The organism is Desulfuromonas sp. (assembly GCF_002868845.1).
GTDB lineage: Bacteria > Desulfobacterota > Desulfuromonadia > Desulfuromonadales > BM501 > BM501.
In genome coordinates this window covers 363-24,630 of record NZ_PKUB01000056.1, presented here as the reverse complement: position 1 = coordinate 24,630, position 24,268 = coordinate 363, and the positions used below count along the sequence as shown (strand labels likewise).

At 64.6% G+C, this 24,268-nt stretch carries 24 protein-coding genes and 1 pseudogene; 5 read left to right on the top strand and 20 right to left on the bottom strand.

All coding sequences use genetic code 11. The features are described 5' to 3' along the window. Positions 1-2: 2 nt before the first annotated feature. The 7 genes from murF to C0617_RS16620 all read right to left on the bottom strand — a co-directional run bounded on the left by murF (position 3) and on the right by C0617_RS16620 (position 8,113). On the bottom strand, positions 3-1,397 hold the full coding sequence (gene murF, locus C0617_RS16650) for a UDP-N-acetylmuramoyl-tripeptide--D-alanyl-D-alanine ligase (RefSeq protein WP_291318162.1): 1,395 nt from the start codon (positions 1,395-1,397) through the stop codon (positions 3-5). Continuing rightward, positions 1,394-2,902 carry a UDP-N-acetylmuramoyl-L-alanyl-D-glutamate--2,6-diaminopimelate ligase gene (locus C0617_RS16645; protein WP_365889488.1) on the bottom strand — a complete coding sequence of 503 codons (1,509 nt, stop codon included), beginning with the start codon at positions 2,900-2,902 and terminating at the stop codon, positions 1,394-1,396. The genes murF and C0617_RS16645 overlap by 4 nt, the downstream gene beginning before the upstream one ends. Positions 2,903-2,949: 47 nt before the next feature. Next, a complete protein-coding gene (locus C0617_RS16640) occupies positions 2,950-4,929 on the bottom strand; it encodes a penicillin-binding protein (RefSeq protein WP_291318160.1) in 1,980 nt (659 codons plus the stop codon). After that, the gene (ftsL, locus tag C0617_RS16635) at positions 4,929-5,246 is read right to left on the bottom strand and encodes a cell division protein FtsL (RefSeq protein ID WP_291318159.1); all 318 of its coding nucleotides are present in this window, start codon (positions 5,244-5,246) and stop codon (positions 4,929-4,931) included. The genes C0617_RS16640 and ftsL overlap by 1 nt, the downstream gene beginning before the upstream one ends. A 46-nt stretch (positions 5,247-5,292) precedes the next feature. Continuing rightward, entirely contained in the window at positions 5,293-6,240 is a 948-nt protein-coding gene (gene rsmH / locus C0617_RS16630) for a 16S rRNA (cytosine(1402)-N(4))-methyltransferase RsmH (protein ID WP_291318158.1), read from the bottom strand. Between the two features lie 3 nt (positions 6,241-6,243). Then, a complete protein-coding gene (gene mraZ / locus C0617_RS16625; protein WP_291318157.1) occupies positions 6,244-6,690 on the bottom strand; it encodes a division/cell wall cluster transcriptional repressor MraZ in 447 nt (148 codons plus the stop codon). 169 nt (positions 6,691-6,859) lie between these two features. Then, positions 6,860-8,113 carry a CNNM domain-containing protein gene (locus tag C0617_RS16620; protein ID WP_291318156.1) on the bottom strand — a complete coding sequence of 418 codons (1,254 nt, stop codon included), beginning with the start codon at positions 8,111-8,113 and terminating at the stop codon, positions 6,860-6,862. Positions 8,114-8,251: 138 nt separating this feature from the next. On the opposite strand from C0617_RS16620, the gene ligA reads away from it, so the two are divergent. Then, entirely contained in the window at positions 8,252-10,267 is a 2,016-nt protein-coding gene (gene ligA / locus C0617_RS16615; RefSeq protein WP_291318155.1) for an NAD-dependent DNA ligase LigA, read from the top strand. Then, complete coding sequence (locus C0617_RS16610) at positions 10,264-10,542, top strand: acylphosphatase (RefSeq protein ID WP_291318154.1); 279 nt, start codon at positions 10,264-10,266, stop codon at positions 10,540-10,542. The genes ligA and C0617_RS16610 overlap by 4 nt, the downstream gene beginning before the upstream one ends. 184 nt (positions 10,543-10,726) lie before the next feature. Here the strand turns inward: C0617_RS16610 and C0617_RS16605 are convergent, their stop codons facing one another. The 13 genes from C0617_RS16605 to C0617_RS16545 all read right to left on the bottom strand — a co-directional run bounded on the left by C0617_RS16605 (position 10,727) and on the right by C0617_RS16545 (position 21,329). Continuing rightward, complete coding sequence (locus C0617_RS16605; RefSeq protein ID WP_291318153.1) at positions 10,727-12,448, bottom strand: hypothetical protein; 1,722 nt, start codon at positions 12,446-12,448, stop codon at positions 10,727-10,729. A gap of 155 nt (positions 12,449-12,603) precedes the next feature. After that, the gene (gene rsmI / locus C0617_RS16600; RefSeq protein WP_291318152.1) at positions 12,604-13,443 is read right to left on the bottom strand and encodes a 16S rRNA (cytidine(1402)-2'-O)-methyltransferase; all 840 of its coding nucleotides are present in this window, start codon (positions 13,441-13,443) and stop codon (positions 12,604-12,606) included. A gap of 86 nt (positions 13,444-13,529) precedes the next feature. Then, the gene (locus C0617_RS16595) at positions 13,530-15,482 is read right to left on the bottom strand and encodes an NAD(+) synthase (RefSeq protein WP_291318151.1); all 1,953 of its coding nucleotides are present in this window, start codon (positions 15,480-15,482) and stop codon (positions 13,530-13,532) included. A gap of 94 nt (positions 15,483-15,576) precedes the next feature. Continuing rightward, the gene (locus C0617_RS16590; RefSeq protein WP_291318150.1) at positions 15,577-15,942 is read right to left on the bottom strand and encodes a YraN family protein; all 366 of its coding nucleotides are present in this window, start codon (positions 15,940-15,942) and stop codon (positions 15,577-15,579) included. After that, positions 15,939-16,574 (bottom strand): ribonuclease HII, encoded by a 636-nt coding sequence (locus C0617_RS16585; RefSeq protein ID WP_363324415.1) that lies wholly within the window; start codon positions 16,572-16,574, stop codon positions 15,939-15,941. Before C0617_RS16585 ends, C0617_RS16590 begins: the two co-directional genes overlap by 4 nt. A gap of 102 nt (positions 16,575-16,676) precedes the next feature. Beyond that, positions 16,677-17,024 carry a 50S ribosomal protein L19 gene (rplS, locus tag C0617_RS16580; RefSeq protein ID WP_291318148.1) on the bottom strand — a complete coding sequence of 116 codons (348 nt, stop codon included), beginning with the start codon at positions 17,022-17,024 and terminating at the stop codon, positions 16,677-16,679. 103 nt (positions 17,025-17,127) lie between these two features. After that, complete coding sequence (locus C0617_RS16575) at positions 17,128-17,685, bottom strand: RNA methyltransferase (protein WP_291318147.1); 558 nt, start codon at positions 17,683-17,685, stop codon at positions 17,128-17,130. Then, the gene (trmD, locus tag C0617_RS16570; RefSeq protein WP_291318146.1) at positions 17,682-18,425 is read right to left on the bottom strand and encodes a tRNA (guanosine(37)-N1)-methyltransferase TrmD; all 744 of its coding nucleotides are present in this window, start codon (positions 18,423-18,425) and stop codon (positions 17,682-17,684) included. Before trmD ends, C0617_RS16575 begins: the two co-directional genes overlap by 4 nt. Further along, complete coding sequence (rimM, locus tag C0617_RS16565) at positions 18,415-18,951, bottom strand: ribosome maturation factor RimM (RefSeq protein WP_291318145.1); 537 nt, start codon at positions 18,949-18,951, stop codon at positions 18,415-18,417. Before rimM ends, trmD begins: the two co-directional genes overlap by 11 nt. Beyond that, complete coding sequence (locus tag C0617_RS16560; protein ID WP_291318144.1) at positions 18,951-19,184, bottom strand: KH domain-containing protein; 234 nt, start codon at positions 19,182-19,184, stop codon at positions 18,951-18,953. Before C0617_RS16560 ends, rimM begins: the two co-directional genes overlap by 1 nt. A gap of 51 nt (positions 19,185-19,235) precedes the next feature. Further along, a complete protein-coding gene (rpsP, locus tag C0617_RS16555; RefSeq protein ID WP_291318143.1) occupies positions 19,236-19,505 on the bottom strand; it encodes a 30S ribosomal protein S16 in 270 nt (89 codons plus the stop codon). A 121-nt stretch (positions 19,506-19,626) separates the two neighbouring features. Continuing rightward, on the bottom strand, positions 19,627-20,979 hold the full coding sequence (gene ffh, locus C0617_RS16550) for a signal recognition particle protein (RefSeq protein ID WP_291318142.1): 1,353 nt from the start codon (positions 20,977-20,979) through the stop codon (positions 19,627-19,629). 98 nt (positions 20,980-21,077) lie between these two features. Further along, positions 21,078-21,329 carry a DUF3343 domain-containing protein gene (locus tag C0617_RS16545; protein ID WP_363324414.1) on the bottom strand — a complete coding sequence of 84 codons (252 nt, stop codon included), beginning with the start codon at positions 21,327-21,329 and terminating at the stop codon, positions 21,078-21,080. A gap of 183 nt (positions 21,330-21,512) precedes the next feature. Here C0617_RS16545 and C0617_RS16540 point away from each other — a divergent pair, with 183 nt between their 5' ends. The 3 genes and pseudogenes from C0617_RS16540 to C0617_RS17275 form a co-directional block, all read left to right on the top strand. Next, positions 21,513-22,454: an SCO family protein gene (locus C0617_RS16540; protein WP_291318140.1), complete on the top strand. Its 942-nt coding sequence runs from the start codon at positions 21,513-21,515 to the stop codon at positions 22,452-22,454. Positions 22,455-22,536: 82 nt separating this feature from the next. Further along, on the top strand, positions 22,537-24,093 hold the full coding sequence (gene ctaD, locus C0617_RS16535) for a cytochrome c oxidase subunit I (RefSeq protein ID WP_363324413.1): 1,557 nt from the start codon (positions 22,537-22,539) through the stop codon (positions 24,091-24,093). A gap of 8 nt (positions 24,094-24,101) precedes the next feature. After that, positions 24,102-24,268: pseudogene (locus C0617_RS17275) on the top strand (cytochrome c oxidase subunit 3 family protein); the annotation flags it as partial.

Sequence of the window (24,268 nt, the reverse complement as noted above, 5' to 3'; positions counted from 1 at the left end):
TCCTATGAATGGCCCATAGCGCGGGCAGCCACGGCCTCTTGCAGGGCCGTCGAAATCTTTTCCATCTGCATGCCACGGGACCCCTTGACCAAGATCCGGTCGCCGGGCCGAAGGAGCCCTTGCAGGTAAACGGCCGCCTCCCCGTGGGAGGCAGTCACACGAACCCTGTCGCCGGGCATCCCGGCCTCTCGCGCACCGGCGCCGACTTCAGCCCCGAGAGGCCCGAGCAGCACCAGGCGATCGACCAGGCGGGCCGCGGCCCGGCCCACCTCGCGATGCAGGGAAGGAGCATCCTCGCCCAGTTCAAGCATGTCCCCCAGCACCGCGATGCGCCGCCCTTCGCCTCCCAGCTCCTGGAGGGTCGTCAGGGCCGCTTCCACGGCCAGGGGATTTGCGTTGTAGCTATCTTCCAGAAGGAGCACATCGCCGTCCAGCCGGATCAGCTCCATCCTTCCGCGAAGGGTCTGGAACCTCTCCAGGCCCTTCGCGATGGTCGCTCCGTCGATCTCAAGGGCAACGGCGGCGGCCGCTGCGGCCAGGGCGTTTTGGACATTGAAACGCCCGGCACCGGAGATCGCGACGGGCCACTCTCCCCCGGGCAGAACCAGCCGGAAGGAGATTTTGCCCGAAGAGGCGACAACATCCTCGGCCCGCACTTCGGCTTCGCTCGTCTGCCCGAACAGCAGGCGGCGCACCCCGTTGGCCACCGGAAGCTGGCGGACCCGATCGTCGTCAGCGTTGATGACCGCGGTGCCCCCCGGCTGCAGGGCCGCGAAAAGCTCTCCCTTGGCCCGAGCCACCCCGTCCAGGCTGTGCAGGGACTCCAGGTGCACCGGCCCCACGTTGGTGACCACCCCCACAGCGGGCGTGGCGATCTCCGCCAGGCGGGCGATCTCACCACGGACGCTCATGCCCATCTCCAGGACCGCCCAGCGGTGCTCCGGCTCCAGGCGCAGCAGGGTCAGGGGAAGCCCGATCAGGTTGTTGAAATTGCCCTCGGTCTTCAGGCCGGGGCCGGTCAGAGACAGGATCTCCGCGAGCATCTCCTTGGTCGTGGTCTTGCCGGCCGAGCCGGTCACCCCCACCACGGGGCCGGAGAAGTCACCGCGCAAGCCGCCGGCCAAATCCCCGAGGGCGGCCAGGGTGTCGTCCACCTGGATCACCGGAACCGGGAGGCCGGCGATCACATCTTCGCTGAGGCAGGCGGCCGCGCCGTTGCGCAGCGCCCTGACCAGGAAATCGTGGCCGTCGAAGTTGGGACCCCGCAGGGGGATAAACAGCTCCCCGGGCCGCAGGGTGCGGCTGTCGGTGGAAATGCCCGCCACCGGCCCCGAGGCATCGGCGGGAGAAATCCGTCCTCGGGTCAGCCGGGCGATGCGCTGAAGGTCCAGGTTCATGCCGAAGTCTCCAGCCGGGCCAGGGCCCGGCGCAACTCTTCGCGATCGTCGAAATGAAGCCGCTGCCGCCCCACGATCTGATAATCCTCGTGCCCCTTGCCCGCCACCAGCAGCAGGTCGCCGGGGCCAAGCAGGGAGACGGCGAATTCAATGGCCTCGGCCCGGTCGCAGATCGAAACGAACCCTCGGCCCTCGGCCTTCCGGGCCTCCTCGGGGGACCATTCCTCCGGGATGACCCGGCGCGCCCCCTCCCGGACTTCGGCGAGAATGGACATGGGGTCCTCGGAGCGGGGGTTGTCCGAGGTCAGCACGCTCAAATCGGCCAGGCGTGCCCCGATCTCTCCCATGAGCGGGCGCTTGCTGCGGTCCCGATCCCCGCCGCAGCCAAAGACCACCACGATGCGCCGGGGAGAAAGATCCTTCATGGTAGACAGGGCTTTTTCCAGAGCGTCTCCGGTATGGGCGTAATCGACAAGGATCTGAGCCCCCAGCCGGTTGTCGATGGACTCCATGCGCCCCGGAACCGCCCGGGCCTTCTCCAGCCCCTCGGCCACGGCCTCCAGGGGAATCTCCAGAGCCAGGGCCGCGGCCGCGGCGCAAAGCAGATTCTGCAGGTTGAACCTGCCGAGCAGGGCCGAGCGCAAAGCGAAAGCCCCCCGGGGAGTATCGATCAGCGCCTCGATCCCGCCGAGGGAGAGCCGCACCTCGCGAGGCCGCACCTGCGCCCGGTCGGAAACCCCGCAGGTCAGGGCGGAGGGAAACCGGTCGGCCAGCCGGACCCCGTAGGGGTCGTCAATGTTCAGCACCACCCTTCCCCCGCCGGAGGCGACTTGATCGAAAAGCCGCGCCTTGCTGGCGAAATAGGCCTCCATCTTTCCGTGGTAGTCGAGATGCTCCCGGGTCAGGTTGGTGAAGACGCCGACGTCGAAATGAACCCCGGCCACGCGGTGCTGGTCCAGGGCATGGGAGGAGACTTCCATGGCCAGTGCGTCGCAGCCTTCTTTGCGGAAGTCTGCGAGGATCCGCAACAGATCCGCCGATTCGGGGGTGGTGTGCGCTGCCGGCAGACAGTGCTCTCCAAAGCGGTAATTGACCGTGCCGAGAACGGCCGGCCTTTTCCCGGCGACCTCCAGGATTGACTCCACCAGGTAGGTCACGGTCGTCTTGCCGTTGGTCCCGGTGACCCCGACCACGGGGATGTCCGCCGCAGGCTCTCCGTAGAACGATGCCGCGGCCAAAGCCAGGGCCAGGCGGGTGTCGTCCACCAGCACCCCGGTGACCCCCTCGGGAAGGGAGACATGCTCCTCGGTGAAAACAGCGCTGGCCCCCGCACGCAGTGCCTGGTCGATAAAGCGATGTCCGTCTGCGGCAACTCCGCGCAGGGCGAAGAAGGCCCCCTGCTCCACGACCTTGCGCGAGTCGTAGAAAAGTCCACTGATTTCGGTGTCCTGGGACCCCTCAATCCGGCGCGGAGAAAGCCTTTTAATCAGAGCGGAAATCTTCATAGAATCAGGCATTTTCTTACCCTCTTCGACAAATGTCAAAGGGTATTTCAGGCCGGGGGCTGGAGCCGCACCCAGACCTCTTTTCCGTAGCGGATTTGGCCACCGGGAGCCGGGAGTTGCTCCACCACCCGCCCCGAACCGTTCAGTCTTATATTCAGCCCGGTGCGCTCCATCGCCTGAAGCACCTGGCGGTAGCTCATTCCGATGCAATCGGGCATGTTCAGCGTCCCTTCGCCCTCAATCTCCCCGCCCTGCCCCTCAATCCTGACAGGGGGCGTCTCTCTGGAGGCCAGGGTAACCGGGGGAAGGGGAGGAAGGAAGTCCTCCTGGCCGGGCTGGTTCGGAGCGACTTTCAAGTGCCGCAGCGCCTGCTCTGCAATGCGGGAGAAAACCGGGGCCGCCACCACCCCGCCGTAGGTCTGTCCCTCGGGCTCGTCGATCACGACCAGCACCACCAGTTCAGGATCTTCGGCCGGCACCATCCCGACAAAGGAGGAAACGCGCTTATCCACAGAGTAGCCCCGGGTCACCGGATCCACCTTCTGGGCGGTCCCGGTCTTGCCGGCGACGCGGTAGCCGGTCACGGCGCCCCTGGTCCCCGTCCCTCCCTCCTCGGTGACACGAACCATCATCTCGCGAACGATACGTGCCACCTTCTCGTTGACCACCCTGCGCACCGCGCGGGGCTTGCGACGATCGACGACCTCGCCGTAGCTGTCCACGACCCGTTCGACCACATAGGGCTCCATGAGGGTGCCCCCGTTGGCGATGGCGGCGGTCGCCAGCGCCAGTTGCAGAGGGGTCACCGTGATCGCCTGGCCGAAGGAAATCGCCGCAAGATCAACCTCAAACCAACGAGACGGCTTGCGCAAAAGGCCCGAGGTCTCTCCCGGGAGATCGACCCCGCTGGGCGCACCAAAGCCGAAACCGGTGAGGTAGGAGTAGAGGCGGTCCCGTTCCAGAATTTTTCCGATCTTGGCTGAACCGATGTTGGAGCTGACTTTGAGGATGTCGGCGACGGAGAGCTGTTCATAGGGATGGTGGTCGTGGATGACCTTGCCGCCGACCCGGAACTCGCCTTTTTCGCAGTCGATAAGCTCTTCTGGCCGAACCGCTCCCTCGTTAAGGGCGGCCGCAAGGAGGAAGATCTTCATGGTAGAGCCGGGCTCGAAAGTGTCGATCAGGGCCCGGTTGCGCCACTGCCTGGGACGGTACTTGTTGAATGCGTTGGGATTGAAGTCGGGCTGGCTGGCCATGGCCAGGACCTTGCCGGTACGCGGCTCGAGGACTACCACCGTCCCGGCTTTGGCGTTCGCTTTGCGGACCCCCGCGGCCAGTTCCTTCTCGGCGATGTACTGCAGGTTTTTGTCGAGGGTCAGGTAGAGGTCGTCGCCGCGGCTGCCCCCCTTGATCTCCGGCTCTCCGGAGCCGATGCCCCGGCCCAGGGCATCCCTTTCGGTCACCAGGTAGCCGCCCTGCCCGAGAATGACCGAGTCGTATTTGAGCTCTACACCCTCCAGCCCCTCGGGATCGATCCCGGTAAAGCCGACGACCTGGGCCCCGATCTTGGAGTTGGGATAATACCGTTTGTGTTCCTTGATAAAATTCACCCCCGGAAGCTTCAAGGCCCTGACCTTTTCACTTACCCGGGGGGGGACCTGGCGCTTGAGCCAGAGAAAACGCTTTTCCGATTTGAGCTTGGCCGCCACCGCCTTGTGCGGGAGGGAGAGTGCCGCAGCCAGATCCCGGGCCTTCACCTTGCCGGCCCTGGCCTTGCTGGGTTCCAGGTAGATGGAGTCCGCCTCAACGCTCAAGGCCATCACCTCACTATTGCGGTCGAAAATGGTGCCCCGCTGCGGGGTGAGCGGGATCACCTTCTGATGTTGCCGTTCGGCCTTTTTCTGCCAGTCATCCCGACAGTGCACCTGGATATAGTACGCCCTTGTGGCGACCAGGAGAAAGGCCACCACGAAGAGCACGCCGACCAGCCGGATTCGAATGCGGACCCACCCCTCGGTCTTATCCATCAGTCCACGGTGATGACCTGCGAGGGGTTGGGCATCCGCAACCCGAGCTTGTTCAAGGCGACCTGTTCAATCCGGGCCGGGCTGCGCAGGCTCGCCTCCTCCAGGCGGAGCTGGCGGGAATCCTGCTGCAGGCCGCGCAGGCGCCCCTCGAGGCTCGAAATCTCGTATTCCAGGTTGATCACCTGAAGCCGGGACCAGACGAAGAACAGGGAGACGGCGAGCAGAATCGCGACGAACCCGAGCAGGGGAAAGAGCCGGGGCCGGCGCAGCACCAGTACGTTGACCTTGGGGATGGGACGGACAATGGTATCGGACATGACACCCTCCAGAAAAAAAACATCTTCCCGAGACGGGAAACTCTCTTCAGCTACAGCGTTCCGCAACGCGCAGGATCGCACTTCGTGCCCTGGGGTTGGCATCGACCTCCGCCGGAGACGGGCGCACCGCCTTGCGCGTGACCAGCTCCACCCGCGGAACTTTCCCGCAGGCGCAGAGCGGAAGCCGCGGCGGACAGATGCAGGCTTTGGCCTCCTGCCGGAAGATCCGCTTGACGATGCGATCCTCCAAAGAATGGAAGCTGATTACCGCCAGCCTCCCTCCAGGCTTTAAAAGATCAATCCCTCCGGCAACCCCCCGGGCGACATGCTCCAGCTCCCGGTTGACGTGGATCCGCAGGGCCTGAAACACCCGGGTCGCCGGGTGAACCCGTGAGGGAATCATCCCGCCGGGAACCGCCGCACGGACCAGTTCGGCCAGCTCCGCAGTGGTGGCCAGCGGACGGCGTTCCCGCTCGTCCACGATGCGCCGTGCGATGCGCCGAGCCCAGCGCTCCTCGCCGTATTCGAAAAAGATCCGGGCCAACTCCCGCCCGTCGGCTTCGTTGACCACATCGGCCGCCGTCTCCCCCGCCCCGGGATCCATCCTCATGTCGAGGGGAGCGTCCTCGCGGAAGGAGAAGCCCCGCTCGGGCGTGTCCAGCTGATGGGAGGAGACCCCCAGGTCGAGCAGCATGCCGTCCAGCCCGTCGATCCCGAGTTCGGCCAGGACCTCGTCCGCCTCGGAAAAATTGGCGTGCCGCAGCAGAGCCCGGTCGGCGCAGGGGGCCAGCACTTCTGCGGCCTTGCGCAGGGCCGCCGGGTCGCGGTCGAGGCCGATCAGCCGCCCGTCCGGCGCCGAGGCCTCCAGAAGGAGCCCGGCATGACCGCCGCCGCCGACCGTCCCGTCGAGGTAGACGCCTCCGGGCCGGGGCCGCAGATATTCCACAACCTCTTCGGGCATGACCGAGAGGTGGGCGAAGATCTCCGCCGGCACCCCTCAGAAACCCATGTCCGCCACAGCCTGGGAGTCGCTCTGGAGCAACTCCTCGGACTTGCTGGTCACGGCGGCGTACTGAAGCTGGCTGTAGATTTCGATCTTCTCAAAGAGCCCGACAACGACGATCTCCTTTTTCAGGCCGGCGTCGCTGCGCAGGGCCTGGGGGATCTGGATTCGCCCCTGCTTGTCGAAAGCGCACTCGGCGGCAGGAGCGACCATCAACCGGATCGCCGCGGCCTTCTGAGGGCCGTTGGGCAGTCCCTGGACGTTCTCCAGGATCTGGCTCCAGTGGGAAAGGGGATAGGCGGTCAGGCCGCCCTCGAGGTTCTTGGTCACCACGACGCGCTCGTCACCCTGGGTTTCGGCGAGTACTTCCCGGAACTTCGCCGGAATGCTCGCCCGCCCCTTGGCGTCGATGGTGTTGTGGAACTCCCCCTGAAAATTCATCCTGGCCCCTTTTGGCCTAATTTGACACTAAATCCCACCTTTTGGGAACTATAGTCACAGGCAACGACCTTGTCAAGGAGAAATTTCCAATTTTTCAGGGGTTTAGATTAATGAAGGAGGGGCAAAAACCACCCGCCGAAAGGAGGCGGCGGGACGAAGGGGAAAAGCCTCAGGAGGGATTTTCCTCCAGGATCATCTCGATTTCCTCGACCCGGCGATCGACGACCTTGCGGGCGACAAGGACGATGCCTTCCGCCTCGCATCGGGCCCCTTCCTGGGGAATGGCCCCGATGACCCGGAGCAGGAAGCCGGCCAGGGTGTTGGCGTGCTCCTCGGAGAGCTGGAGATTGAAGCGGCGGTTGATGGTGCGCAACGAGGCGCTGCCGTCGATCAGGAAGCGCCCCGGGGCGATCTCCCGGATCAGCACCTCCTCTACGTCGTACTCGTCCTGGATCTCGCCGAAGACCTCCTCGAAGATGTCCTCCAGGGTGACGATCCCCTCCACCCCGCCGTACTCGTCGACCACGACGGCCAGGTGCAGGCGCTTTTTGCGAAAGGACTGCAGGAGGGTCTCGATGCGCTTCGATTCGGGGACGAAGTAGGGAGGGCGGGCGACCTCGCGGATGGCGAATTCCTTCGGCCGGTCCACGTAGTTGAGGATGTCCTTGGAATGGATGATCCCGACGACGCTGTCGAGATCCCCCTCGTAGACGGGAAAACGGGAATGGCGGGCCTGCTGGGCCAGGACCAGCACCTTCTCGAAGGGGGCGTCGACCTCGATGCCGACCAGTTCCGTGCGGGGAATCATGACGTCGCGCACCCGGGTCTGGGAGAGTTCGAAAACCCCGTGAAGCATGCGCCGCTGCTCCTTGGGAACCACCCCGGTCTGCTCACCGACGGTGATCAGGGTGCGCAGCTCGTCCTCGGAGATGACCGGGCGCGCCTCCTCCTTGCCGGAAATCAGGCGGGTAAAAAAGCGGGAGAAGGCGGTAACGAAGAGGCTCACCGGGGCGAGCAGCAGCATGGAGACCCGGATCGGGCGCAGGACGAAAAATGAGGTCCGCTCCGGGTACCTGGCGGCGTAGGACTTGGGGCTGACCTCGGCGAAGAGAAGGAGCAGGGGGGTCAGCACGAGGATGGTGACCAGTTCGCCCCGCTCGCCGTAGAGGTGGACGAAAAAGCCGGTGGCGAAGACCGAGATGGCGATGTTGACCAGGTTGTTGCCGACGAGGATGGTCCCGAGCAGGCGGTCGGGGTTCTCGATCAGCGCCTCCAGCCTTTTGGCCTTGGGGCGTTTCTTCTGCACAAGGTACTTCACCCGCAGCCGGTCGATGGACATCAACGCCGTCTCCGACCCGCTGAAGAAGGCGGAGAGCAGGAACAGCACCCCGAGCAGGGCAAGGCGCATATATTGGTCGTCCACGGCCAGGTCTCCTGAAAATTTGGCTCGCAGTTTACATGATGCCCAGGCATATTACAATGGCTTCAGCAGGTTGAACCGCTCTGGCCCCTGTGTTATAAATCCGAAACATTTCCATCACCCCCTTCCCCGAGACCGATCATGGACGAGACCCAGGCCAGAGACCGCCACTTGGAGTTATGCAAACAACTCCACCGCCACAACTACCTCTACCACGTCCTCGACCGCCCCGAGATCCCCGACGCCGAGTACGACCGCCTGTTTCGCGAACTGCTCGAACTGGAGAAGGCCTATCCCGAGCTGGCCGGCCCCGACTCCCCCTCCGCCCGGGTCGGCGCGGCGCCCCTCGACAAGTTCGAGCCCCTGCGCCACACCCTGCCGATGCTCTCCCTGGAGAACGCCTTCGACGAGGCCGAGATGCGCGAGTTCGACGCCCGCATCAAGCGCTTCCTGCACCGGGACGCGGAGATCGACTACGTCTGCGAAATGAAGATGGACGGGGTGGCGGTGGAGCTCGTCTACCGCGGCGGAAAGCTGGCCGCCGGCGCCACCCGGGGCGACGGCACGGTCGGGGAGAATATCACCGAGAACCTCAAGACCGTCCCCGCCGTCCCCCTCGTCCTTGCGGACTCCGCACCGGAGCTGCTCGAGGTGCGCGGGGAGGTCTTCATGGACCTGCGTGACTTCCAGGCCCTGAACCGGGAGAGGGAGGAGAACGGCGAGCCGACCTTCGCCAACCCCCGCAACGCCACCGCCGGGAGCCTGCGCCAGCTCGACTCCCGGGTCACCGCCCGGCGCCCCCTGAAAATCTTCTGCTACGGGGTGGGAGAAATCGCCGGAGATGTCCCCTCTAATCACCTGGAAACCCTGGAGGCCCTGCAGGGATGGGGCTGCCGGGTCAACCTCGAGGGCACCCGGCGAGTGCGGGGCGTCGACGGGGTGCTCGCCCGCTACCGGGAACTGGTCGAGAGCCGCGAAGAGCTGCCCTTCGAGATCGACGGCATGGTGGTCAAGGTCGACGACCTCGCCCTGCGCCGGGAACTGGGGGAGAAGACCCGCACCCCGCGCTGGGCGATCGCCTGCAAGTTCCCGCCTCGCCAGGCCGAGACGATCATCGAGGACATCCTGCTTCAGGTCGGCCGCACCGGCGCCATCACCCCCGTCGCGCTGCTGCGACCGGTAGAGGTCAGCGGCGTGACCGTCTCCCGGGCCAGCCTGCACAACTGGGACGAAATCGACCGGCTCGGGGTGCGCATCGGCGACCACGTGGTCGTGGAGCGCGCCGGCGACGTCATCCCCGACGTGGTCCGGGTCCTCGCCGAAAAGCGCACCGGGATCGAGCGGCCCCTCCCCCTGCCCCAGGCCTGCCCGGAATGCGGCTCGCCCGTGGCGAAGCTGGAGGGCGAGGTCGTCCCGCGCTGCCAGGACCTCGCCTGCCCGGCCCGCCTGCTGGAGGGGATCAAACACTTCGTGGGCCGCCGCGCCATGGACATCGACGGCCTCGGGGCCCGCTACATCGACCAGATGCTGCGCCTCGACCTGTCGGAGAGTGTGGCCGATCTCTACCGTCTCGACCGGGACGACCTCTTCCGCTTCGAGCGCATGGGCGAGAAACTGGCCGAGAAACTCCTAGGGGCCATCGAGGCGAGCAAGCGCCGCCCCCTGCCCCGCTTCCTCTTCGCCCTCGGCATCCGCCATGTCGGCGAGCACATCGCCAAGGTCCTGGCGCGCCAGTTCGGCTCCCTGGACAACCTGGCGAAGACGAGCCGTGACGAGTTGCTGGCGATCCACGAGGTCGGTCCCCAGGTCGCCGACAGCGTCGTCGACTTCTTCGCCTCCGGTCGCAACCGCGAGATCCTCGACCAGCTGCGCGCCGCCGGGGTCGCCCCCGAAGCGACCGAACGTCGCGCCGGCGGCCCCCTCTCGGGCAAGACCTTTGTCTTCACCGGCACCCTCCCGACCCTCGGCCGCAAAGAGGGACAGGAGATGGTGGAGAACCTCGGCGGCCGCGCCGCCGGCTCGGTGAGCAGAAAGACCGACTACGTCGTCGCCGGCGAAGAAGCGGGAAGCAAGCTGGAAAAGGCCCGCTCCCTCGGCGTCGCGATCCTTTCCGAGAAGGAGTTTCTGACCATGATCGAAAAGGAGGCAGAAGCATGAGACCGGTCCGTGCCACGGTGCGCATCCGCGGCCTCGTCCAGGGGGTCAACTTCCGCTATTTCACCCGCCGCACCGCCATCGAGCACGATCTCACCGGCTGGGTGCGCAACCTGCCGGACGGCGACGTGGAGGCGGTCTTCGAGGGACGCGAGACGGCGGTGCGGCAGGCCCTCGACTGGTGCCGCAGCGGCCCCAGCGCCGCCCGGGTCGATGAACTCTTCATCGACTGGGAGGATTTTCGGGGGGAATTCGAGTCGTTCGAAGTGTTGCGCTAAAGACGGGGGCTTTCTTCCTGGGTTCGGGGACGCTTTCGATCGTCGGCCTGCCCTTTTTTGGGCAAGCGTTCTGAATTCGCGGTAAATAACCCGTGTCCATCGGGGAGCGGGGGGAAAGAATCGGTAAAAGCCGGTCTCCAATGTCTGGAGACCGGCTTTTTTTCGGTGTCGCAAGCCTGGCGGATCAAGGAACCTCGGTGACGTAGACCATGACGTAGCCCCGGTCGCTCCCCGCGGGATGCGGCGCCACGGCAGGATCGGCCACGAAGGCCCGTTCCTCGCCGCCGGCCTCGTCCACGGCCAGGCGGATGCCGGGGTCGAGGGTCCACTGGCCGTCCCCGGCGTAGGTGAAGGAGCGGATCGTCTCTTCGGAACTGCCTGGCTCCTGAGTGAAGCCGTAGTAGCGGTACTCCCCGCCGATCTTCAGGCCGTTGGCCATGACGACGAAGGGGTCGGGAACGAAGTCGGCCAGGGGCTTAAAGGCCAGACCGTGGCTATGCTGCTGCGCCCCCCCGGTGGAGGCGGCATGATGGTTGGCGCCCGGCGCGCCACCGGCGAAAAACTCGAAATGGTCCCCGACCCAGAGCAGGTTCGGATCGAGGACGTCGCTGCCGGCGGCGGGATAACGCGGCCCACCCTCCACGGTCCAGTCGAGCAGGTTCGCCGAAACCGCCGAGTAGGTCTGGGCCGGGCCGCCGGAGAGATCGCCGAGGGTGAAGTACATGCGGTAGCCGCCCCCCCCGGAAGCAACCACCGCCGGGTCGACCGGGTTCGGGGTCCGCCCGGCGGGCAGGCCGGAAAAGTTCAGTTCCCGGTAGGTCCAGTTCACCAGGTCCTCCGAGGTCGCCGCGACCGTGGTGTTGCGCAGCTCTTCGGTGTCGTCGGCGTCCTTCCACATTACGTAGAAGGCCCAAAGGGTGCCGTCCTTGACGATGACAGACGGCACGTCGCCCTGGTCGGCCAGGGTCAGCCCGGTCCGGGTCCAGTCGGTGCCGTCCGGGCTGGTCGCGAGGCGCAGCCGCCGGCTCCAGGGGCCGTCGCCGGCCTGGGAAGGATCAGCGCCGACCGCCGGGGTAAAATCGCCCGGGTCGTTCGCAGGCGGCTCCACCAGAGTGGCCCAAGACAGCTCCTCCGGGTAGCCGTGAAAATCCGGGTAAAGATCGCGCTCCTGGCGGGGGATGACGAGATCGTCCCGGGAATCGATCCCGGGAAAGGCCCTGTAGCTCTCGAACAGCTCGTCGGTCATGATGTCGAAGACCGAGATGTTCCTGACCGCGTAGTCGGTGCAGGTGTCGAAGTGGTGGCCGGTGGGCGCGCAGTCGCGTCCCTCGGGGGGGCATTCTGTCCACACTGCCACGGCCAGGTCGTTCCAGGTGGAGCCGGTGGCGTGGTGACCGAGGACCTGGCCCTCCTCGACGCGGTCGCCCCGCTCCAGGGGCTGGGCCAGGCCGACGTGGAAGATGATGACGTGAAAGGCAGGGTAGTCGTCCGGTTCGATCCAAAGCTGGCAGCCGCCGATGCCGCCGCCCCACTCGTCCATGACCTCGACAATGGTGCCGGTGACCGGGGCGACGATCTCGATGTCGGGCCACTGGAATTCGTCGGTCTCTTCCCGCGGGTGGAAATAGTGCTTCATCGACCGCTCGCACTCGAAATGGTCCGAATAGTCGTGGCCGGCAGAGGAACGGAACCGGGAAATCCTCTGAACATGCCGCAGATCAAGGTGATTGGTCTTGAGGAACTTGGGGACACCCTCGGTTTCGAAGTCCCAGAGGACCTGGCCGATGCCCCCGGCTTCCGGGTCGTCGTTCCCGGCGGAACCCTGGCGGGAGTCGTTTCCCCCTCCGCAGCCGGCGACCAGGAGGAAAAAGAACAGGAGCAGAGGCGACAGTCTGAACAGCTTCATGGGGAGCCCTCGGCAAGATGGTGTTGAGATTCCTTCAAGGGTGTCGGCAGGCGCCTGAACTCAGCGGTGCCGCCGTCTGCCAGAATGGCCACGACTTTGACACCTTCCCTCACTGGCCCTGTGAACATTCAAATAACACGCCACCCCCAGGAAACTCAGCCCGACTCCCCCTTCATCTCCAGCGCCATCCGGTATACCTCGTCCCCCGGCAGGCCATAGCGCTTTGCCACGTCCTTGACCGCTTGGCGGGGCTTCATCCCCCCGGCGAGCAGCTCCCGCAGCACGGAACGCACCTCGGACTCGTCGGCAGGCGGGGTTTCGGGCGCCCCAGCGACGACCAGAACGATCTCGCCCCGGGGCTTCTCTGCGGCGTAACGCTCGGCCAGTTCACCGAGGGATGCACGGGCAAGTTCCTCATGTAGCTTGGTCAGCTCCCGGGCGACGGCAGCCTCGCGCTCGGAGCCGAAAACGGAGGCGAGGTCGCGCAGGGTGACGGCGAGGCGATGGGGAGCCTCGTAGAAGACCAGGGTGCGCCTCTCGCCCTTCAGCTCTTCAATGCATCGCATGCGGGCCCCGGCCTTGGCCGGGAGGAAGTTTTCGAAGGCGAAGCGGTCGCTCGGCAGGCCGGAGAGAGACAGGGCGACCACCGCCGCAACAGGTCCGGGAATAGCGGTCACGGCAATCCCCTCGGCGCAACAGCGGCGCACCAGGTCGAAACCGGGATCGGCAACGAGGGGGGTGCCGGCGTCGGAGATCAGAGCGACGTCTTCACCGGCCTGAAGGCGTACAAGCAGCCGCTCCCCCTTCTGCCGCTCGTTGTGCTCGTGGAACGGGGTCAGGGGAGTGTCGATGCCGTAGTGACTGAAGAGCTTGCGACTGTGGCGGGTATCCTCGGCGGCGACCAGGCCGACCTCCTTGAGGATCCGCAGAGCGCGAAAGGTAAAGTCCTCGAGGTTGCCGATGGGGGTCGCGACGAGATAAAGGGTGCCGGGCATGAGAGTCCGTGATGGGAAAAAATCGTGATGCGTGACAAGTGACAGGGGAACAGGCCGGTTTTCCGCCCGGCCTTCAAACCTTAAGCTTACAGCTCCTCGAGTTCGCGAAGCCAGAGCTCGGCGCAGGCGTCGCTCGGCATGCGCCAGTCGCCCCGCGGGGAGAGGACCACGGAGCCGACTTTCGGCCCGTCGGGAAGACAGGAGCGCTTGAACTGCTGGGAGAAGAACCGGCGGTAGAAGGTCTTCAGCCAGCGCAGAATCTCCTCGGCGGGAAACTGGTCATCAAAGGCCTGGCAGGCGAGATAAAGAACCTTTTTCGGGGAGAACTGCAGGCGCACAACCTGGAACAGGAAGAAGTCGTGCAGCATGTAGGGGCCGATGTGGTCCTCGGTCACCTGGCCGATCTCCCCGTTCTCGTCGGGGGGAAGAAGCTCGGGGGAGACCGGGGTGGCGCCGACGTCGTGAAGGACAGCCCGGGCCTCGCCGGAGAATTCGGCGTCGGCGCACCAGTCGACGAGGTAGCGCACCAGGGTCTTGGGCACCCCGGCATTGACTGCATACATCGACATGTGGTCGCCGTTGTAGGTGCACCAGCCGAGGGCCAGTTCCGAGAGATCGCCTGTGCCGATCACCAGGCCGCTGAGCCGGTTGGCAAGATCCATGAGGATCTGGGTGCGCTCCCGGGCCTGGGAGTTCTCGTAGGTGATGTCGTGCACCGCCTCGTCGTGGCCGATGTCGGCGAAATGCCCCCGCACCGCCGCGTCGATGGAAATGATCTTCAGGGTCACGCCGAGCAGTTCGGCGAGTTTTTCGGCGTTGCCCCGGGTGCGCGTGGTGGTGCCGAAGCCGGGCATGGTGACAGCGACGATCCCCTTGCGGTCGAGACCGAGCCTGTCGAACGCCTTAACCGTTACGAGCAGCGCCAGGGTCGAATCAAGGCCGCCGGAAATGCCTATCACCACCCGCTCGCTGCCGGTGTGCTTGAGACGCTTGGCCAGGCCGGCGGTCTGGATGGCGAAGATCTCCCCGCACCGGCAGGCGCGCTCCTCGCAAAGCACGGGGACGAAGGGGGCGGCAGGCACCGGACGCAGCAGCTTGCCGGCGGCCGTTTCGCCAAGGGGGAAATCAACGATCCGACAGACTCCCGGGGCGCGGGAAGCGGCGAAGGTGTTGTTCTTCAGCCGCTCGTTGACGAGGCGTTCAATGTCAACATCAGCCACGGCAATCTCGGTTTCGAACCGAAACCGCTCGGTCTCCGCAAGGACGAAGCCGTTCTCGCCGATCAGGGAATGCCCCGAGTAGACAAGGTCGGTGCTCGATTCGCCGGGTCCGGCCGAAGCGTAAGCGTAGGCCGCCAGGCAGCGGCCCGACTGGGCCTGAACAAGGCTTCGCCGGTAGGCCTCTTTTCCGAGGATCTCCGGACTGGCCGAGGGGTTGAGCAGAAGAGTGGCCCCGCGCATCGCCATGGCGCCGCTGGGGGGGCTGACAGACCAGGCGTCTTCGCAGATCTCGATTCCCACGATGCAACTGGGCCGCCCGGCGGCCCGGAAAAGCAGATCGGCCCCGAAAGGGACCTCCTCCCCCCCGATCTCGAGGACGTCTGCGGTGCGGTCCCGTTCGGAGGAGAACCAGCGTTCCTCGTAGAACTCGCCGGTGTTGGGCAGAAAGGTCTTGGGCACCACGCCGACGATTCGCCCCCCGGCGAGAAAGGCGGCGCAGTTGAACAGGCGCCCCCCCTGGGCCAGGGGAGTGCCGGCGACCAGGGCGATCCCCAGTCGGGCGCTCTCGGCGGCGAGTTGCAGCAAGGCATCCCGGGCCCCCTCGAGGAGCCGGGCTTGATAGAAGAGGTCGCCGCAGGTGTAGCCGGTCACGCAGAGTTCAGGGCAGAGCAGCAAGGTGCAGCCCTGCCCTGCGACCTCGGCCATGGCCCGGGCGATCCGCTCGGCGTTGAAGGCCACATCGGCGACCCGCACCTCGGGGGAGGCGACAGCGACGCGCACCATGCCGAGGTCGGAAAGGTTTTTGGGGAGTACTGTCACGGGGTAGCCCTCCGCGGCGGCGCCCTGCGGAAGGGGCGCAAAAAGGTCTTAACATTGTAATGAGGGTGGCCACAAAAAGCAAACCGGAACGGCTTCAGGCCCCGAAGGCGTCCTCTATGTGCTCGATGGACGCCGCCCCGCCCTGTCCGGGGCGCACCGCCACCACGTCGAAGCGCGGTTGCAGCCCGCGGCCCTTGCCGGCGCCGAGATACCACTGGGCGGTGCGCAGTATCTGGCGCTGCTTGGCGGGGCCGACCGCCTCCTGAGGGGAGCCGAAGGCATCGCTGCTGCGGGTCTTGACCTCCACGAACACAAGGGTCTTTCCCAGCCGGGCGACAATGTCGATCTCCCCCACCGGGGTGCGCATGTTGCGATCGAGGATCTTCATCCCCTTCCGGCGCAGGAAACGGGATGCCTGCTCCTCGCCCCAGCGCCCAAGGCTCAGCCGCTCCTCGGTCACGGCCCCTCCACGTGTTCCCTGACCCCGCCGAAAGTGCGGCGGTGCTGGGGGCAGGGACCCAGCCGGGCAATGGCCTCCATGTGTCGGGCGCTGCCGTATCCCTTGTGGCCGGCAAACCCGTAGCCGGGATAAAGACGATCGTAGCCGACCATGATCCGGTCCCTCACCACCTTGGCGATGACCGAGGCGGCCGCCACGGAGAGAGAGCGCGAATCCCCCTTCTTGAGGGTCTTCTGCGGCAGGGGCATCGGCACCGGGGTGATGCCATCGATCAGGAGGTAGTCGGGTGAAACACCCATGCGCTCCACCGCCCGCACCATCCCCCGCAGGGTCGCCTGAAGGATGTTGATCCGGTCGATCTCGGCCGCTGAAATGCACCCGATCCCGACCGCCACTGCCTGGGAGCGGATAAGGGGGAAGAGCCTCTCACGGGTCTTTGCGGAGAGTTTTTTGGAATCGTTCAGCCCGGGAAGATCGAAGGTATCGGGAAGAATGACCGCGGCGGCAACCACGGGCCCGGCCAGGGGCCCGCGACCCGCCTCGTCCACCCCGGCCACCTGCCCGTAGCCGGAACGATGCGCTTCCCTCTCGAAATGAAGAGGGGAGAGCTCGGGGGCGGGAAACAATGACAGGGTCAAGGCTGTCCTCCCGTCGGCCGTCGGAACTTGTCCAGACGGCCTAGAAACGGAAAAAGCCCCGGCACAGGGCCGGGGCTTTTTTCGACAACAGATACTTTAGATCAGGCGCTTTTCGCGAATCCGAGCGGCCTTGCCCTGCAGGTTCCGCAGGTAGTACAGCTTGGCCCGGCGGACCCGGCCCACGGTCAGCACGTCGATCTTTTCGACAGCGGGGGAGTGAAGGGAGAAGATCCTCTCCACGCCGAAACCGCTGGAGATCTTGCGAACGGTGAAGGTCGAGCCGATGCCCCGGTTCACCCTTTTGATGCAGACACCCTGAAAAAGCTGGATGCGCTGCTTGTCGCCTTCGACAATCTTGACGTGCACCTTCAGGGTGTCCCCGGCCTTAAAGGGCGGGATATTCTTTTTAATCTGTTCCTTGTCCAGGCGATCGATGATGTTCATGTCATCCTCCTCTATTCCGATCCATCTTTTGGTTTTTTTGAGGTCCCGATGTCCGAGCGTCAACGCAGCCCCGGCGGGGACGACGTTCCGCTAATTCCTATAGTCACTTCCGTCCGACCAGCCGGTCCAGGATGATCGCCGCAGCGGCCCTCACCGGAAGGTGGTTGTAATCTCCGCACCCCCGTATGGGGCTCAAAACCGACCAGCCCCGCTCGAACAGCTCGGGCGCCAGCCCCCACCCGGTGCCGAAAACCAGCAACAGCGGGTCCCGTGATGCCAGCTCACGGCAACGATCGAAGGACATTCCGTCGCTGCGCGATGCACCGGTCAGAACCGGACGCGCAGATTGTCCCGAAACGGATTCCCAGTCCCGAATGGCCTCATCCAGGGAGGCAACCGTCTCCACCAAGGCCAGGGCCTCGCGGCGATCGGGGTTGTATGACGCCCCGAACCCCTCGCGCCAATGCCCAAGCAGTCGTTCCGTCAGGGCCCGCTGTTCGGCGACCGGCGTCACCACGTATACCCGCTTCGCGCCGTAAGTGCGGGCGGTACGAGCAATGTCGTGCAGATCGAGATTGGTGACCGCCGTCGTCACTCGGTCCCCCCGGCGGTCAAGGACCGGGGAGTGTACTAGCGCCACCGCAAGGGAAGGCTGATTCACGACTCGCCCTGCGTCTGTTCCCGCCGCAACGCCTTGAGAATCTCCCGGTCCGCCTCGGAGAGAGGCGCGGCGTCAAGCAACTCCGGCCGCCGTTGCAGTGTGCGCCTCAACTGTTCTCGGCGCCTCCAGCGAGCAATCTCCCCGTGATTTCCGGAAAGAAGTACGTCCGGCACCCGCCGCCCATTGAACTCCACGGGCCGCGTGTAGTGAGGATGTTCCAAAAGTCCGTCGGAGAAGGAATCGGCCTCCGCGCTGCAGCAACCGCCCAGCACCCCCGGAACCAACCGGGCCACGGCGTCGATCACCACCATCGCTGGCAGTTCGCCTCCGGTCAGGACGAAATCTCCGATAGAGTATTCGGCATCGACCAGATCGCGAACGCGCTCGTCGAACCCTTCGTACCTGCCGCATACCAGTATCAGCGACGACACCCCCGAAAGGGCAACGGCATCGCGCTGGCGGAACGGCATCCCCTGAGGGGTCATGAGGAGAGTCTTGGCCTCGGGCCGACTCCGCTTCAAATCCCCCAGAGCCCTGGTCACCGGTTCGGGCTTAATGACCATCCCGTCGCCGCCGCCATAGGGAGCGTCGTCGGTAACCTGGTGGCGCCCCTCGGCCCACTCCCGCAGGTTGTGGGCTTCGACCTGAATCAACCCCTTCTCGACCGCTTTTCCGAGAATGCTCCCGGAAAAGGGAGACTCGAACATGGCGGGGAAAAGAGTCAGAACATCAAACTTCATCGGACTCCGTAACCAGGCCCTCGGGAAGATCGACCAGCATCCTCCGCCCCTCCTGATCGACCTCGATCACAAACTTTTCAACCGCCGGAATGAGGACCTCACCGAACCGGCCCCGAACGACGTATATATCGTGGGCGGCGGTGGTAAGCAGATCCTCGAGGATGCCGAGGTCTCCGAAGGTTCGATCGTGAACCTTCACCCCCCGCAACTCCCGCCAGTAATGTTCCCCCTCCGGCAGCTCCTCCAGGTCCTGAAAGTCCATCAGAACCTCGAAGCCGACAAGAGGCTGGACGGCATTGATGTCCTCCATACCCTTCAGGCGAAGAAGAATCATCTTTTTGTGGAACACGGCCCGAACCGGAGCATGGCAAATCAAGCCCTCCCCGGGGAGGTCGAAAAAGACTTGCCGGGCCTGGAGCAGCGACCCCGAACCGTCGGTAAGGGGGCGAACCTTGAGATCACCCCGCAGGCCGTGCGTTCCGCTTACCACGCCGACGGCAAACCGTTCGCCATCTTCAGGGCGCATCACTCCATGATCTGAAGCGTGGCGCGCTTATCTTCCCTGGTCGCCTTGGCATTGAGGAGGGTCCGCATGGCCTTGGCGGTGCGCCCTTGCTTGCCGATGATCCGGCCCATGTCCTCCGGAGCCGCCGCAAGCTTGATGAGGGTGCTGCCATCCTCCTCCTGCTCTTCGGAGATGGTCACCTCCTCGGGCTTTTCCACCAGGGATTTGGCGATGAATTCGATGAGTTCTTTCATGGAGTCCGTCCTTCGGAGACAGGGAGGGCCGCCCCTGCTAGCGGGTTGGAATTAAGCCCCTTCGGGCTGCTTGAATTTTGCCCACACCCCTTGCTTGCGCAGCAGTTGCCGCACCGTGTCGGTGGGCTGGGCCCCCTTCTTCAGCCACTCAAGAGCCCGATCCTCTTTCAAAGTAACAGTGGGGGGGTCCTGTTTCGGGTCGTATTGCCCGAGGTTTTCGATGAAGCGGCCGTCGCGCGGAAAGCGTTCGTCGGCAACCACAACCTGGTAAAAGGGCTTTTTCTTGGCGCCGCCGCGGGCCAGCCTGATTTTTACTGACATGTACTTTTCCTCCCGGGTGTTTCTGAACGTTTTTACGTTATCGGATTGGGTCTATCATGCCAAAGCTTAGCACACTTCAAAGGGTGTGCCCTGCCGGCAACCGCCGGCCCGCCAGGCGTCTCTAAAAAGGCGGCATACCGCCACGCCCCAGCATGCCCTTGAGCCCCTTGGGTCCCATCTGCTGGAGCTTTTTCATCATTTTCTGCGCTTCGGTAAAACGTTTGAGCAATTGGTTGATATCCTGAACCGTGGTGCCGCTCCCCTTGGCGATGCGCATCCGCCGGGAACCGTTGAGAATTCGGTGGTTGCGGCGCTCGGCGGCGGTCATGGAGTTGATGATCGCCTCGACCTTCTTCAACTCTTTGTCGGGCAGTTGCATGCCCTTGGCCTGCTTGAGCGCCTTGCCGGCCCCGGGAATCATCTTGAGCAGCGATTCCATGGACCCCATTTTCTTGATCGACTGGAGTTGGTCGCGAAAGGTTTCCAGGGTAAAGCCCTCCTTGCGGAGGCGCTTCTCCATGTCGGCGGCCTGCTCCTGATCGATGACGGCCTCGGCCTTCTCGATCAGGGAGAGAACGTCCCCCATGCCGAGAATGCGCTGCGCCATGCGATCGGGATGGAAGACCTCCAGGGCGTCCATCTTCTCGCCGAGTCCGACCAGCTTGATCGGCTTGCCGGTCACGGCGCGAATTGAAAGGGACGCGCCGCCCCGGGCGTCACCGTCAAGCTTGGTGAGGATCACCCCGGTGATGTCGATCCGCTCGTCGAAGCTTTGCGCCACGTTCACGGCGTCCTGGCCGGTCATGGCGTCGGCGACGAAGAGGATCTCCCGCGGCTCGAGGTCGGCCTTGATCCGCGCCAGCTCTCCCATGAGTTCGTCGTCGATGTGAAGACGCCCGGCGGTATCGAGGATGAGCGTGTCGTAACCGTTCAGTTCGGCGAAGTCGCGCGCCTGCCGGCAGATCTCGACCGGATCCTGCCCCGGCTGGGAATCGAAGACCGGTATGTCGAGCTGGCGCCCGACCGTCTTGAGCTGCTCGATGGCCGCAGGCCGGTAGACGTCTGCAGGAACCAGCAGGGGGGTTCGCTTCTCCCTGCGCATGCGCAGGGCCAGCTTGCCGCAGGTCGTGGTCTTGCCGGCCCCCTGCAGGCCGCACAGCATGACCGGAACGGGGGGGCGGGCAGCGAGGTCGAGGCTGTTGTCCGTCCCCTCGCCCATGAGACGTCCGAGTTCATCGCGGACGATCTTGATGACCTGCTGGGCCGGGGTAAGGCTCTTGAGGACATCCTGCCCGACCGCCCGCTCGCGAACGGCGGCGACGAAGTCCTTGACCACCCGAAAGTTAACATCGGCCTCGAGGAGCACCAGCCGGACCTCGCGGAGGGCCGCCTTGATGTTGTCCTCGGAAAGGCTACCCTGGCCGCGCAGCTTCTTAAAGACCGAATCGAATTTTTCCGTCAGATTATCAAACATATGCCGCTAAAGCGCACCTATCCCAATAGTCGCAAAGTACGGACTATAGTGAAGGGGTCTACCTTTGTCAAGGAAAAAGCCTACCTCTGCGGACAGGGTCAAGCCGGGCCGAACCCCTCCCCCTCCCGGCGGAAATAATCGGCCTGGCCGATCCCTTCGCGGGTCAGGACCTCCTCGACCCGCCGCCGGTCTTCCGATGCGAACCGGATGGCCAGGCCACAGTCGGAGGAGAGTTGGCGCGGCACGGGAATGAGCAGGATCTCGACCCGGGCCAGCTTGAGGGCCTTTTCGGCCTTCATCACCCGGTGGATGGAATTGAATATGGCGACGATGTCGTGTTCCTGGACCATGGACCTCTCCACCTTGCGGGCGCGCATGATGCCACGTTTGCCCCCACCGCACAAGCCCCAAAAGACAAGCAGACATTGCAAAACCCGACAATTTTAGTATTATTTTGAATATTTTACCAGCTTCGCCCTTCCCCCTCAACGGCAACGGAGTGACCTATCCCATCCCTGCTGAAGATGAATCGATTGCGTTTCGCCACGTCCCTGCCGATCCGGGAAAGAATCCTGGACCGCCCACGCCCCCTTTTCTGCCTGCTGTTGTTGAGCGCCCTGCTCTTCGCGGGAGAAGGGGTTCTCGCTGCGGACGAGACGATGGTGCATCCTGCCGGGCACGGAACGACTGTCCCTTCATCCAACGCCCGGCACCAGGACGGAACCGGGGACGACGAACCCCATGTCCACGTCCACCCCGTGGCCGCCCCCGAGCAGGCAGGGGAAGTCGGACTGGAGGAGAGGCTGGGGGAGTTCATCCCCATGGACCTTCCCTTCCTTGACGAACAGGGCCGGGAGATCTCCCTGAAGGAGCTGATCACCGTCCCGACCATCATCGCCCCGGTCTACTACAAGTGCCCCAACGTCTGCACCTTCCTGCAAGGGGGACTGGCCCGGGTGCTGAACCAGGTGAAGCGAACCCCGGGCGAAGACTTCCGGATCATCTCGGTCAGCTTCGACGAGACCGAAACCCCCGAACTGGCCCGCAAGAGCAAAGCCATCTACATGGAAGCCATGGAGGGCCGTTTTCCGGAGGACGCATGGCGCTTCCTGACCGGGAGCCCCGAGAACATCCGCCTCCTGACCGAGGCCGCGGGGTACAGGTTCATGCGCCAGGGAGCGGACTTCCTTCATCCCGTGGCGATCTTCGTGGTCAGCGAAGAAGGAAAGATCGTTCGCTACCTCCACGGGACCCGCTACCTGCCCATGGATTTGACTCTCGCCTTGATCGAGGCCTCCGAGGGGCGGGTCGGCACGACGATCCGCAAGGTGGTCAGCTTCTGTTTCAGCTACGACCCCGAGAACAAGACCTACGTCTTCAACCTGATGCGGGTTTCCGCCACGGTGGTCATGGCCACCGCCGGGACCCTGCTGGGCTTCCTGCTGCTCACGGGTCGCAGGAAAAAGGACACCTGATATCGCCATGGCAGATTCTCTTCCCACGACCCCGGTTGCCGATCGGGGCTTTCTGGAAAACCGCGGCGGACCCAGCGGCCCGATGGCGTGGATTTTCTCCACCGACCACAAGCGCATCGGGCTTCTCTACCTCTACGCCATCGTCGCTTTCTTCATCATCGGGGTAATCCTCGGCCTCCTCATCCGCCTGGAGCTATTCTCCCCCGGCGTCGATATCGTCAGAGCCCAGACCTACAACGCCCTGTTCACCCTGCACGGGGTGATCATGATCTTCCTCTTCATCATCCCCGGCATCCCGGCGGCCTTCGGCAACCTGATGCTGCCGATCCAGATCGGCGCCCGGGACGTGGCCTTCCCCCGTCTCAATCTTTTCTCCTGGTGGCTCTACATCAGCGGAGCGGCCCTGGCCGTGATCTCCCTCTTTACCGGCGGCGGCCCTCCGGACACGGGATGGACCTTCTACGTCCCCTTCAGCACCCAGACCGCCACAAACGTCTCCCTGGCGGTCTTCGCCGTCTTCATCCTCGGCTTCTCCTCGATCCTCACCGGCCTCAACTTCGTGGTCACGGTCCACCGCCTGAGAGCCGAAGGGATGACCTGGGGGCGGCTGCCCCTCTTCATCTGGTCGCTGTACGCCACCGCCTGGGTGCAGATCCTGGCCACCCCCATCCTCGGCATCACCATGGTGCTGATCCTGGCCGAACGCCTCCTCGGCACCGGCCTGTTCGACCCGGCCCGGGGCGGCGACCCGGTCATGTACCAGCACCTGTTCTGGATCTACTCTCACCCGGCGGTCTACATCATGGTCCTGCCCGGCATGGGGGTCATCTCGGACATCATCCCGGTCTTCTCCCGAAAGCCGGCCTTCGGCTACAAGGCGATCGCCGTCTCCAGCATCGCCATCGCCGCCGCCGGCTCCCTCGTCTGGGGGCACCATATGTTCACCAGCGGCATGAGCGACACCGCGGTTCTGATCTTCTCCCTGCTCACCTTCGTGGTCGCCATCCCCTCGGCGATCAAGGTCTTCAACTGGGTCGCCACCCTCTACAAGGGCTCCATCACCCTCGACCCGCCCCTGCTCTTCGCCCTTTCCTTCATCCTGCTTTTCGCCATCGGCGGCCTGACCGGCCTGATCCTCGGCGCCGCCGCCACCGATGTCCACGTCCATGACACTTACTTCGTGGTCGGCCACTTTCACTACGTCATGTTCGGGGGGACCGGCTTCGCCTTCTTCGCCGCCCTGCACTACTGGCTGCCCAAGGTCTACGGACGCATGTACAACAAGCGGGTCGCCACGGTCTCCTGGGGCCTGATGTTCGTCGGCTTCAACGTCCTTTACCTGTCGATGAAGATTGTCGGGATCAAGGGGATGCCCCGGCGCTACTACGACTACCTGCCCGAGTACACCAGTCTTAACCAGTTGGCCACGGTCGGCTCCTGGATTCTCGCCGTGGGCCTGGCGGTCATGTTCGTGAACCTGTTCCGCGGCGTTTTCCGCGGTGCCCCCGCAGGCCCCAACCCCTGGGGCGGAGCGACCCTGGAATGGACCGTGCCGTCGCCGCCCCCGAAGGAGAATTTCGAGAAGGACCCGACCGTCACCCACGGCCCCTACGACTTCAAGGGAGCGGGGCTGCTGTGAGCGAGGAAATGCACAAGGACTACGCCGGCGCCAAACTGGGAATGTGGCTTTTCCTGTTCACCGAGTTGATGCTGTTCGGCGGGTTGTTCATCCTCTACGCGGTCTACCTGCAGCGCTACCCGGCCGCGTTCGTTCAGGCCAGCAGGGAACTCAGTCTTCCCTTCGGAACGGCCAA

Coding starts and splice junctions, on each gene's coding strand:
- murF (WP_291318162.1), bottom strand. CDS start 1,397: ATGAACCTGGACCTTCAGCGCATCGCCCGGCTGACCCGAGGACGGATT.
- C0617_RS16645 (WP_365889488.1), bottom strand. CDS start 2,902: ATGAAGATTTCCGCTCTGATTAAAAGGCTTTCTCCGCGCCGGATTGAG.
- C0617_RS16640 (WP_291318160.1), bottom strand. CDS start 4,929: ATGGATAAGACCGAGGGGTGGGTCCGCATTCGAATCCGGCTGGTCGGC.
- ftsL (WP_291318159.1), bottom strand. CDS start 5,246: ATGTCCGATACCATTGTCCGTCCCATCCCCAAGGTCAACGTACTGGTG.
- mraZ (WP_291318157.1), bottom strand. CDS start 6,690: ATGAATTTTCAGGGGGAGTTCCACAACACCATCGACGCCAAGGGGCGG.
- ligA (WP_291318155.1), top strand. CDS start 8,252: ATGGACGAGACCCAGGCCAGAGACCGCCACTTGGAGTTATGCAAACAA.
- C0617_RS16610 (WP_291318154.1), top strand. CDS start 10,264: ATGAGACCGGTCCGTGCCACGGTGCGCATCCGCGGCCTCGTCCAGGGG.
- C0617_RS16605 (WP_291318153.1), bottom strand. CDS start 12,448: ATGAAGCTGTTCAGACTGTCGCCTCTGCTCCTGTTCTTTTTCCTCCTG.
- rsmI (WP_291318152.1), bottom strand. CDS start 13,443: ATGCCCGGCACCCTTTATCTCGTCGCGACCCCCATCGGCAACCTCGAG.
- rplS (WP_291318148.1), bottom strand. CDS start 17,024: ATGAACATCATCGATCGCCTGGACAAGGAACAGATTAAAAAGAATATC.
- trmD (WP_291318146.1), bottom strand. CDS start 18,425: ATGAAGTTTGATGTTCTGACTCTTTTCCCCGCCATGTTCGAGTCTCCC.
- rimM (WP_291318145.1), bottom strand. CDS start 18,951: ATGCGCCCTGAAGATGGCGAACGGTTTGCCGTCGGCGTGGTAAGCGGA.
- C0617_RS16560 (WP_291318144.1), bottom strand. CDS start 19,184: ATGAAAGAACTCATCGAATTCATCGCCAAATCCCTGGTGGAAAAGCCC.
- rpsP (WP_291318143.1), bottom strand. CDS start 19,505: ATGTCAGTAAAAATCAGGCTGGCCCGCGGCGGCGCCAAGAAAAAGCCC.
- ffh (WP_291318142.1), bottom strand. CDS start 20,979: ATGTTTGATAATCTGACGGAAAAATTCGATTCGGTCTTTAAGAAGCTG.
- C0617_RS16545 (WP_363324414.1), bottom strand. CDS start 21,329: ATGGTCCAGGAACACGACATCGTCGCCATATTCAATTCCATCCACCGG.
- ctaD (WP_363324413.1), top strand. CDS start 22,537: ATGGCGTGGATTTTCTCCACCGACCACAAGCGCATCGGGCTTCTCTAC.